9 protein-coding genes are annotated in these 10327 nt (G+C 44.0%); 1 reads left to right on the top strand and 8 read right to left on the bottom strand.

Features of this window, described 5'->3' with window-relative positions:
• Window positions 1–543 precede the first annotated feature (543 nt).
• Complete coding sequence (locus AABW11_RS01670) at window positions 544–3171, top strand: zinc-dependent metalloprotease (protein WP_340102774.1); 2628 nt, start codon at window positions 544–546, stop codon at window positions 3169–3171.
• Between the two features lie 818 nt (window positions 3172–3989).
• On the opposite strand, the gene AABW11_RS01665 is transcribed toward AABW11_RS01670, so the two are convergent.
• The 8 genes from AABW11_RS01665 to AABW11_RS01630 form a co-directional block, all read right to left on the bottom strand.
• Complete coding sequence (locus tag AABW11_RS01665) at window positions 3990–4313, bottom strand: hypothetical protein (protein WP_340102772.1); 324 nt, start codon at window positions 4311–4313, stop codon at window positions 3990–3992.
• 163 nt (window positions 4314–4476) lie between these two features.
• Window positions 4477–4812: a type II toxin-antitoxin system PemK/MazF family toxin gene (locus AABW11_RS01660; protein WP_340102771.1), complete on the bottom strand. Its 336-nt coding sequence runs from the start codon at window positions 4810–4812 to the stop codon at window positions 4477–4479.
• Window positions 4806–5063 carry an AbrB/MazE/SpoVT family DNA-binding domain-containing protein gene (locus tag AABW11_RS01655; protein ID WP_340102769.1) on the bottom strand — a complete coding sequence of 86 codons (258 nt, stop codon included), beginning with the start codon at window positions 5061–5063 and terminating at the stop codon, window positions 4806–4808. Before AABW11_RS01655 ends, AABW11_RS01660 begins: the two co-directional genes overlap by 7 nt.
• A 491-nt stretch (window positions 5064–5554) precedes the next feature.
• Entirely contained in the window at window positions 5555–6748 is a 1194-nt protein-coding gene (locus AABW11_RS01650; RefSeq protein WP_340102767.1) for a Shedu immune nuclease family protein, read from the bottom strand.
• Between the two features lie 33 nt (window positions 6749–6781).
• Complete coding sequence (locus AABW11_RS01645; protein WP_340102765.1) at window positions 6782–7150, bottom strand: helix-turn-helix domain-containing protein; 369 nt, start codon at window positions 7148–7150, stop codon at window positions 6782–6784.
• Between the two features lie 14 nt (window positions 7151–7164).
• Window positions 7165–7458 carry a type II toxin-antitoxin system HigB family toxin gene (locus tag AABW11_RS01640; RefSeq protein WP_340102763.1) on the bottom strand — a complete coding sequence of 98 codons (294 nt, stop codon included), beginning with the start codon at window positions 7456–7458 and terminating at the stop codon, window positions 7165–7167.
• Between the two features lie 369 nt (window positions 7459–7827).
• The gene (locus AABW11_RS01635; protein ID WP_340102761.1) at window positions 7828–8361 is read right to left on the bottom strand and encodes a T9SS type A sorting domain-containing protein; all 534 of its coding nucleotides are present in this window, start codon (window positions 8359–8361) and stop codon (window positions 7828–7830) included.
• A gap of 51 nt (window positions 8362–8412) precedes the next feature.
• Window positions 8413–9672 carry a hypothetical protein gene (locus AABW11_RS01630; RefSeq protein ID WP_340102759.1) on the bottom strand — a complete coding sequence of 420 codons (1260 nt, stop codon included), beginning with the start codon at window positions 9670–9672 and terminating at the stop codon, window positions 8413–8415.
• Window positions 9673–10327: the final 655 nt, after the last annotated feature.

Below are 10327 nucleotides of genomic sequence, written 5' to 3'. Positions count from 1 at the left end.
TAAACGGTTTCGCGCCTGTGCGAAACAAAAAGCCCCGACAGGGGCGACAGCTCAGTAGCCCCGCACAAGCGCCGTGTTGTTTCGGTGCGCAGTGCGGGGTATGAGAAGGTAGGCGTTTCAAGTTCCCCGAGGCAGTTTATTTCGCAGAAGAAACCAATCCAGTCGAAGGGGGATCAGATGATCTAATCCGTGGATTTATCATGGCCTGAGTATGTGCGTTTTGAGCGTTAAGTCTACCCGGAAGACCGCATACTACTCACCACCGCAAATCGCATACTATCCCTGAATCAGGGAACGTAAGCTGTCACTCCTGAAATGGTGTCGCCTTACTTTTTTGGGCAAAATTAGTAACTACCAGTGTCTGTTTGTAGATGTAACCTATATTTACGTCTGGCAAATCACGAAGTTCACATGCTCTATCAGGCTTTATTATTTGTCTTCTAAACTTTTGTAGATTTTTTACGTAGGCACCACATGAATTCCGGACCGCTATCCGGATTCAATTCTATTATCGTAAATCTAATCAAAAATGAATACTGCATTATGAAGCACACACTGGCAATCGTAGTCTGCGCTTTGATTTTTTTTTCGGGATGCGCAACATCTCAAAAAGCAACAGACACTAAAGAAACGACACAAAATGAAGAAAACAGCTCATCAAAGTTTGAGGAGTTAACCAAGGATGCCAAAAAGGTAGAGGGATACTTCGACCTTTACCACCAAGATGACAAGCTCTATTTATCGGTTCCGAAAGAGCGCTTAAACGAAAAATTTCTTATGAATATGGAGCTTGCCCGGGGAATTGGGTCATCGTTTCTCTATGGCGGCCTAATGCTAAATAATAAAGCCCTCCTGGTATCTTTCGAAAACCATGAAGGCAAGATCTTTTTGGTTCAGCACCCGTATCGTTATCAAGCGGAAGAGGGAACACCGGAGGCTGAAGCCGTTGATCTATCGTTTGGCAACTCCGTAGTTGAGACGGCCAAAATAGAGGCTTTTGATGCGGACAGTACACAAATGCTGGTTAATGTTTATGATTGGTTCGTAGGCGATATTTCCGGGATATCCGATCGCGTAGGCTATGCTGTTTCAACCACACCGGGCAGACCGGGACGCGTTAGTTTTGATAAAAGCAGATCGCACCTTGAGACACTGCAGGGATTTCCGGAGAATGTGAATATACAGGCGAAACTGACGTTTAGGAATTCCGAACAGGGCGGTCCCCGAACGGTGCCTGATGCACGATATATCCCGCTATCGCTCTTCTATACCATGGTAAAGCTTCCTGAAGAACCGATGAAACCCCGAATGGCCGACGACAGGACCGGGTATTTTATGACGGTTCACAAAGATTTTACTGACGATACGGATACTTTTTTCAAGCGATATGTAAACCGCTGGAGACTTGAATGTGACGGACCTGCCGGGGAAGACGGCCTGTGTGATCCCAAAAAACCTATTACCTATTACATAGACCGAACGGTACCCCTGGAGTACAGGGATGCCATGATGGAAGGTGTCGAAGCATGGTCAGAAGCCTATGAGGCTGCTGGTTTCAGAAATGCAGTACAGGCTAAAATGCTGCCAGACAGTATCATGGCCGGTGATATCCGGTACTCGACACTCCGATGGAATACATCCGACCAGTCATTATACGGTGCAATTGGTCCGTCTGTTGTTGACCCGCGAACCGGTGAGATTCTGGATGCAGACATTCTGTTCGAGGCCAATATGCTGCTGGGAAACAAGGAAAATTACAGGCAGATCGTAGAGCCGCGTGACGCTATCGATCAGATTTTCAATGTTTCAGAAGATGAGCTCGCATTAATGAGTCAGGGCGTGAAGACCCAATCATTTTATAATGAAATGAACATGCAGATGGAACTGGCGCACAGCGTTCTGGCCGCAAGGGGACAAATTGATCGCAGCGATCCGGTTCCCCAGGAGTTCATTGACCAGTTTATGCGATGGGTAACCATGCACGAAGTGGGACACACCCTCGGTTTACGCCATAATTTCCGTTCTTCAATCGATACACCGCTGGATAAGCTCTATGAGGAGAGCTGGGCAAAAGATCAGGGAGTGTTTAACTCCGCGATGGAGTACCCTACCATTAATTTACATCCCGAAAGCGAAGAGAAAGACGGATATTATTATAACCCGGGTGTGGGATCATATGACAGATGGGTGATTTCTTACGGCTATACACCCGATGATGAGACGGCGAAAGAGTTAGCCCGTCAGGCTGCAAAAGACGGTCATGCTTACGGAACTGACGGGGATGCCCGGGGGCCTGGTGCTGTTGACCCTCACGTAAATGTGTTTGACCTTGGTGCAGACCCGCTGGAATGGGGGAAAGAACGAGCTGGATTGCTAAGTTCGCTGATCCCAAGAGTTCCAGAAATATCGCTGGGTGATAACATGCCATATTATGAAGCGACAGATTTATTTCAGACCTACTTGTTTCAATATGCAAGAACATTGGCACCAGCAGTGAAATATATTGGCGGTCAACATCAGTACCGTGATCATGTTGGAGACCCGGACGGCCGGATGCCTTTTGTGCCTGTCAGTAAAGAAGAGCAGCAGGAAGCGCTGGATATGATTGTGCAGTACGCATTCAGTGCCGATGGCATTGAGCTGCCGCGCGAAGTGTACCAAAAAATGGGCGCCGACCGCTGGAATCACTGGGGTAACAGCACGACCTATAGCGGACGCATCGATTACCCGCTGCATCAAACGCTGGTAGGAATTCAGAGCTCACTGCTGCAGCAGCTTTTTAACTCCATGCGACTTTCCAGAATCAGGGATACGGAAGTTAAGTTCGGAGAGGAAAATACAGTGACGATTCCTGAATTAATGAACCAGGTAACCACAGCGGTATGGAGTGAAGTGTGGACCTCACCGGGCGCCAATATTGATAGTAATCGGCGCGATTTACAGCGTGCCTACCTGGATGAAGTGACAGGGCTGGTGACTGACGCCCCGCGTGGAACGCCAGCTGATGCACGATCAGTAGCGCGGGCACAGTTAAGAGAACTGCATTCCAAGCTCGAAAACAGGCTGGCTCCTCCCACTTATGATTTCAATAGCTATACAAAGGCTCACCTGGAAGAGTCGAAAGCCCGCATCGAAGCGGCTTTGCAGGCAGGTCTGAGGCTGGAGAACTAAGCTAAATTAAGGTTTAAATTTTACTGAGAGGAGAGTCCCGAAAAGGGCTCTCCTTTTTTTTAGTGTGCCGTGCATGGCAATCAACTTGGTGGTGAAAGTCCACTATGGGGGCTTGTAATCGCCAACCATTAGCCGAAAGCAAGGGTGTCCACTGCGAGGTGGAATCTGAAGGAAGCTGAAGGCAAAGCTCTGCCCCGAGGAACACGAATCATATCAGGCATATCCGATGGGATGAGGCTGCTAAACAAGCTGAAGTCCAATGATTACACGGACATTGGAGTGTAAATATGGCGGGGAGATGGAGTGAAAGTAGATTGCCTTACCGCGGGAGATCTCATGGACGTGCGGAAGCACGGAGTAAATCTTGCCATGAGAAGTCAGCCGAAGCCATAGTACCTGGTTGCGAGCGACCGGGGAAGGGTCGAACCTTACGCAGTGAGCAGTAAATGAATGATACCGTATGAATGGAAGAATGCAGAAAATCTCGCAAAAGAGACCTACCTGCAAAGCCGTAGGACGAAATCCGAAGGTAATGTGGGAGAGCAGACATTTATATGGATATCTGAAAACAACCTCACAGATGACAACCGAACCAAATGGTTAGAGTCAAAACGTAAGGAACCGCCTTGTACCGAACGGTACGCAAGGTGGTGTGAGAGGACAGATAGGGAATTAATCCCTATCTTCCTACTCGCTTCTGAAGATAATCCATGTAGTGTTAAGTAAAATATGAAATGTCGTGTTCAACCTGTCCGCCGAAGGTGTCGCCTCATTAGCTTCGCCTTGTTTAGAGAAAAATTTCTTGAAGAGAAATCTGGCTAAATAAAGGCAGCGATCCAGATAATCAGGATCAGTCCGGCCAAAACGGCTGCGGATGACACAAATTTACGCTTATCGGTTGTATAGATGTGATAGTAGCTGTAAAGCGTGAACGGTAGGCAAATGATGAGTAGGAGAGTAAACAGCAGAAGGTCTATATCCGTGTATAGAAGAACCATAAACAGGACTCCGGAAATAGTGTTCGATGCGAATTGCATGACAGAAAGCCTCGCATCATCCGCCCGCCTGTTAATCTGAGTCATCTGCCAGACAATCCAGAGGCTGATAACCCCGGAGATCATAAAAAGCGTGAGTGTGTCCATTATTGGTTAGATGCGGATTAACTTTTTAAAAATGAGTTATTTGATTATTTGATAGTGACTTGCATACTATCGAGTGATTTTGTGTTGCCAGGTTATGCCTATGCTGAGAGGCGCACCGTTACGCCGTGGCATGACGGCCGTTTATTCGATTAAGTGGACGAATCTATGGAGCAAACATTTCCTGCAACACGCTGAGTACTTTCTCTTTGGCTGAACTGCTGATTAAACCAAGTTTTTTGACCAAACGACTTTTATCCACAGTACGAATTTGATCTAAAACTACTTGCCCTCTTTTACCTTGAAATGTAGTCGTAACCCTCGTTGGATAATTTTTAATTGTGGACGTCATCGGTGCAATAATTACTGTTCTGATGTGAGAGTTCATTTCATTCGGAGAAATGATTACGCAGGGACGAGCTTTTCTGATTTCAGATTCTTTTGTCGGATCGAGTGAAATTAGATGTACTTCAAACCTTCGGACCGAGTCTCTTTCTACCATGTCCACTCAGCTTCGTCCCAATCGGATGGATTTTCTATTTCTTCTTGATCTAATAAGACATCATCGCCTTGTTCAGCCATTTTCTCGAATGACTCTTCCCAATCTTTACGAATGGTTTTAGCAGAACGAAGAACAATCTCATTGTCTCTCAGAATCATCTCGATCTCTTCGGTGATGCCGCTTTCTTCAATAAAGGGTTTTGGAATTCGAACTCCCTGAGAATTGCCTATACGAATTATTTTTGTTTTCATGGCCTCGATGTTAGGTGAACAACTGTTGAAATATAATTACAATGTATTTACATTTCAACTAAAGGAAAGCAGATTTATTGAATTGAGGTACTTAACGGTATAGCGTTTAAACGGCTTGGTCTCATTTGTTGGTAATGTAATAGAACTGGAAGTTTCTATAAGGCAACGATTTTTGAACTGGCAAACAGCGAGCAAGTCCGCGTTGAATATGTGGTTTGAGCTCGGAATGGGAAGTCAGCTAAGGCCATAGTAATCAGTCCCGACAGGGGAGGAGGAATGGCTAAACGTTGTTCTCTCAGAAATTGAATTGGGAGCAAGACTGCAAAACGGATAGTTTTCCGGCAGTTATGTAGCCCGGTCCCGAAGACTTTCGGGAAGAGATAGCTCCAAACGGTGAAAAGAGCGGTTGGAATGATGAATAACGAACCGTCACGCCATGGCGTGATGGTGTGCAGAAAAGCAACACCTTTGGCAAGAGGCGCACCGTGAGCTTATGGCTCACGGCCGTCTACTCGATTAGATTTCATTTTGATGTACGATGTGATGTATTTTGCTCTTTCAAAAAGTTCATCGAAAGTAATAATCTCGGGATTATTAGTGTTTTTCCGATACAACTCAAAAGATCGAAACTTATCCTTATTAACTCCTTTTTCAGTTTTGAATTCGTCTAATTTTCCTATGACCAAATATGATTTTGGTTGGTATTTAAAAAGTTCTTCACCGGTCGGATTTCCTTGATCATCCTCTATATTAATTCTTTCCGATAGGTTTTCAACAGCTGATGCTACAGTACCTTGAACCTGAGCAACGGCACCTGCCAACTCTTTAGATGGTGCCCAACAGCCAGATCTATAAGGTTTATTTTCCAAAAGCTTTGTTTTATGTGTCTTAATTTCTGTAAAGCACAATGAAGAAACGATTCCACGAGTTTTTAAAAGTGCATCAACACGTTTTCCGGGGGTATTAAAATCATATCCTTTTACAACTTGTTCTAACTTTTTTTCATCCAATGATGATACGAGAATATATTCAAGGCCATAACCGAAAATCCAAGGGTTGTTCTCAAAATATTTTTGCCATAAGCCTTCATTTGTTGTTTTTATTTTCTCCCGGATGGAATTAAAATACTCTTCATCCTCAAGAAATTTTCTGTAAACTTCTACCTGCTTTTTCCTATATCCAACAGCAACAATATCTTCCTTAGTTATTTCAGATTTAAGTACTTCTGAAAAGACTTCGTGATTATCCTGGATTAATTTTCTGGCTTGAACTTCAGATATATTTTTCTGTTGGAGATTATCATCGGAAGTATTGACAGGTCCCCTGCCTTGAAATCGATAATGTTGAATATTTTGTACAAACTCTAAAAGCTTTCCAATTTCATCACCACTAAAAGAAAAACTAGCATTATGAGGCTTCTCAGTAGCAACTGTATAACCTTGTATGTTTATAACAAATATCCCCCGATGATCTTCAATAAACTTGGCTTTAATATTCGTTTTTGCTCCTTCTTTGTGCCTTAATACTACCTCATCCTTAATTTTAGCAAATGCGTATGAATCTTCAGATTCAATCACTTTTGAAGCAATTCGAACTTTTTGATCAGACTTTCCAAATGAATCAAGCCTTGGGCTTATGTAAGTTTTTCCCTCTTTCGGATTCTTATAATTATCACTCCTGCTCATAGGCATTTTTTATTTAAGCTAACGGTCTTGGGCTTATGTAACCGGTTCTGGCTCTTGAATTAAAACTTCAGCCGGGATACCAAGCTTTCGGTACAAAATTTTAATTTGACGTAGAGAAAGTGATCGTTTACCAGATAGAATTTCGCTCGCCCGGGATTTCGAACCTAAAATTTTCGCCAAATCTTTTTGCTCCATTCCAAGTTGGTCCATTCTAAACTTAATCGCTTCAATCGGCTTTGGTGCTTCAATAGGGAAGTTCTTTTTTTCGTATTCATCAACTAATATTCCCAATATTTCCAATTCGTCACCTTCTATACTACCAGGCTTGGCATCAAAAATTTCTTCGATACGATCTAATGCGTTTTGATAATCGGCTTCGGTATGTATGGGTTGAATCTGCATAATTAATATCCGCTTTAAATTGTCGTTGCATCAATTTTGTCGTATTCGGCATGAGTACCAACAAAACGGATGAATACCTGTCCATAGTCGTAATTAATTTTGACTACCAACCGATGGGTATTGCCCTTGATATTGAAAACCACTCGATTATCAGGAAGAATACTGGCGTGTGGATATTTATTCTTTATGTCAGCAGGTGACTTCCATTGGGAATTTTCTGCTTCAGAAAACCACGCCTTTAAAGCATCTTCACTATCCGAATGATTGTTCCAAAACTCACGTAAAGTTTTCCGGGCAAATACTCTCACAGAAGAATATAGAAAGTTCCACTATTGGGAACAAGTAAAAAGATAGGTTACATAACATACAATTCCACGAGAACTCATTCGCGCATGTACCGTCGCAGAATAGATTATTTCAGCGCTGTTTGCAAATAAACAGTTTTTTCGGAGATGTTTAGCGACGCTTTCAAATTACTCTGTGGCAATTATTAGCAGAAAAAAGACGCAGGTTGATGAGGACCGGTTAATTGTTAATCTGTGCAGTTAAAAGGGGGGTGTAATCACAAATGCAGATGTCATCCATGGCAAGGTCTACTAATCGAGCCTGAATGGGAGATCCCACGCCAAGGCGTGGGATGACCCTATTTATATCATGGCTGGGATCTCCAAATTAACTCACTTCACAAACGTCATCGATCGGATTTTTGTGAAATTCCCGGTGGTCAGACGGTAAAAGTAGATGCCCGACGACAGGTTCCCGGCGCTGAAGCTGACCTCATAGTTTCCGGCGCTTTTTTGGCCATCCACCAGGCTTACCACCTCACGTCCCAGCATATCATAGACGGCTAAGGTAACATCTGTGGCTTCAGGCAACGAGTATTGAATTACTGTGGATGGGTTGAACGGGTTCGGGTAGTTCTGATCAAGCGAGTATATGGCGGGAGTCTCATCCGTGGCTTCATCAGCCGAAGTGACCACACGCTGAACGGGTACCTGTCGGAAACCGCTGTGGATAGCAAACTGAGCTCCATACGACGATCCGCCGGCCGGTTGTCCAATTGTGGAGCTAACAGTGAAGAGATCGCCGGCTGAGTCTCCTCCGCCGGCTGTAAAAACCGTGTTACTTATTCGATTTTGAGCAGACAGATCATCTGCCGGAAGAAAAAATAAACATGGAAGGAATAAAATAATCAGTACGAAATTTTTCATAATAAATTTACTTGGTAGTAAACGTTAATCTGGATGACTGATTCTGCCCGTTTAGTTTTTCAGGCTGTGAACCACAAAATGAAAACGGGATTGAATATTGCCGGCAAATTCCACAATCAGTTCCCCTCCTGTACTGGATGATCGTACGGCAACAGGATCATTAATGGGCGTGACGGATGTTGCATAGTCACTAAAATGGTAGTTCTCACCTTCGATTTCGATTCGGTACCATCCATTCGCGCTGTCCCATACCACGCCTGCTACATTAACGGCATTGTTTATCGATCCATCGGCATTAATACTCCCTTTGGCCACCGGTCCGGCAGTTCGCTGAGGTGTTCCGTCCTGGAATGTCAGGTTTCCTTGCACGCGGGTGTCGCCGGCCACATCCAGCGTTCTGTCAGGCGAGCTTGTGCCGACTCCGAGATACCCGTCACTTGTGAGCCTCATAAGCTCCTGCTGATTCCCGGGGGCCACCGGCTTGCGAAGACGGAAGAGCATATCTGCAGCAGACGGATCTTCACTTGTCAGAATCGTGCCTATTTCGCCCATGAGAGTTATGGCACCGCTTCCTGCAATATCTGCATATCTGAATGAGAGTGAATTTCGCTGACCGGTCACTGATCCCCCTTCGCGACCACTGATTAACTCAACCGGCCTGATAAAGTCACTGTCTGAATAGGCCCTGAATCTTGCTGCAGTCGTTTCATCACTGTAAACATCTAAATAAGTGCTGGCAACATTCCGGTTGATTCCTACTTTGCCATCTTTATATAAAATGTTGTTGCCGCTTTTTTCCCAAAACACATCAACCTGATCCGGGGCAGCAGCTGAGATCACTACGTTTTGATCAGCATCCCGGGCCACAGAAATATTATTTCCGGCCTGAATGGCATCCGGGCCAAGTTTGGCGCCTGTTATGGCACCGTCTTCCACAGTTAAGGCGTGCATGGCGTAGGGCACGGCACTTAACGACATACGCGGGACCAGTTCACTGCCGCCATCAACCGCAACACCGATCCAGTATCCTTCGTCAAACGGCAGGTCCAGTGGCTCTACAGAACCAAGGTGTGCATTGAAAACTCCGTTGGCGACCTCTAAAACCTGTACTTCCGACCAAAGCGCACTGCCGTCGGTCTCCTGGCTGTACATGGTGAATGTAAATTCGTAAGTGCCATCCTCAACAATTTCACCGGCATCATTCGTAAGAATTCCCTGGTGAAAAATTGTGTCCGGATCGTCAGCATAGGCGTTAAAAGTTATAAATAGAGTAAAAAATAATAAGGCTATAAATTGTCTGTATTGCTTCATAATTTTTTTTGATTGAATGACATTTGTTTGATTGTAATTTTTATCATAGTTAGACCTTGATATTCAGATCCTGATAATTAAACATTTTATTTTTTGTTTAATGGCCTGGTTATATCACAATAGCGTAAGCGCAGAACTAGGAGTGTCATAAAATATTATTTTATAATATTTGTAAAGAATTAACGAAGACGATCCGATTCAGCAGAACACAAAGCTGGCTGATGATTTTTATAAAGCTATTGATGATAAAATTTGTATTGCGATCGAAGATTTTTTAAAAAAGTAGACCGAATTATTCAGTTCACGCAAAACGTACTATAATGTAAAGCACTAAAATTTTTGGAAATACATAAAAAGGGTTGCTGTGAAAATTGAGCTATCTCTTCTCGGGGCACCGAGCTAAGACTTTTGCTATCCTGTCCCGACTATTCGATATGATTCCCACGCTGCAAAATTTTATCGTAAACTGTGCTGTAGGGAAATACAATGTTTTCAGATTACATTAAATACACTTCCGTCGCTTTTTTCCTTGCGCGTGCTCTACAAATCCTTGGCGTACTAAAGCCTTGATCCTGACGAAATTTCTGGGTAAAAAATCCGGGTCAGGGACATGGAACGTTGGGCAGTCGTGATCCACATCCACTTCCTGCTGAAC

This window comes from Rhodohalobacter sp. 8-1, from assembly GCF_038150125.1.
Classification (GTDB): domain Bacteria; phylum Bacteroidota; class Rhodothermia; order Balneolales; family Balneolaceae; genus SW132.
The sequence above is the reverse complement of the archived record's forward strand: the minus strand, read 5'-3'. Positions and strand labels throughout refer to the sequence as shown.

Excerpts from the sequence above, each read along its gene's own strand:
- AABW11_RS01670 (WP_340102774.1), top strand. The coding sequence starts at position 544 with ATGAAGCACACACTGGCAATCGTAGTCTGCGCTTTGATTTTTTTTTCG.
- AABW11_RS01665 (WP_340102772.1), bottom strand. The coding sequence starts at position 4,313 with ATGGACACACTCACGCTTTTTATGATCTCCGGGGTTATCAGCCTCTGG.
- AABW11_RS01660 (WP_340102771.1), bottom strand. The coding sequence starts at position 4,812 with ATGGTAGAAAGAGACTCGGTCCGAAGGTTTGAAGTACATCTAATTTCA.
- AABW11_RS01655 (WP_340102769.1), bottom strand. The coding sequence starts at position 5,063 with ATGAAAACAAAAATAATTCGTATAGGCAATTCTCAGGGAGTTCGAATT.
- AABW11_RS01650 (WP_340102767.1), bottom strand. The coding sequence starts at position 6,748 with ATGAGCAGGAGTGATAATTATAAGAATCCGAAAGAGGGAAAAACTTAC.
- AABW11_RS01645 (WP_340102765.1), bottom strand. The coding sequence starts at position 7,150 with ATGCAGATTCAACCCATACATACCGAAGCCGATTATCAAAACGCATTA.
- AABW11_RS01635 (WP_340102761.1), bottom strand. The coding sequence starts at position 8,361 with ATGAAAAATTTCGTACTGATTATTTTATTCCTTCCATGTTTATTTTTT.
- AABW11_RS01630 (WP_340102759.1), bottom strand. The coding sequence starts at position 9,672 with ATGAAGCAATACAGACAATTTATAGCCTTATTATTTTTTACTCTATTT.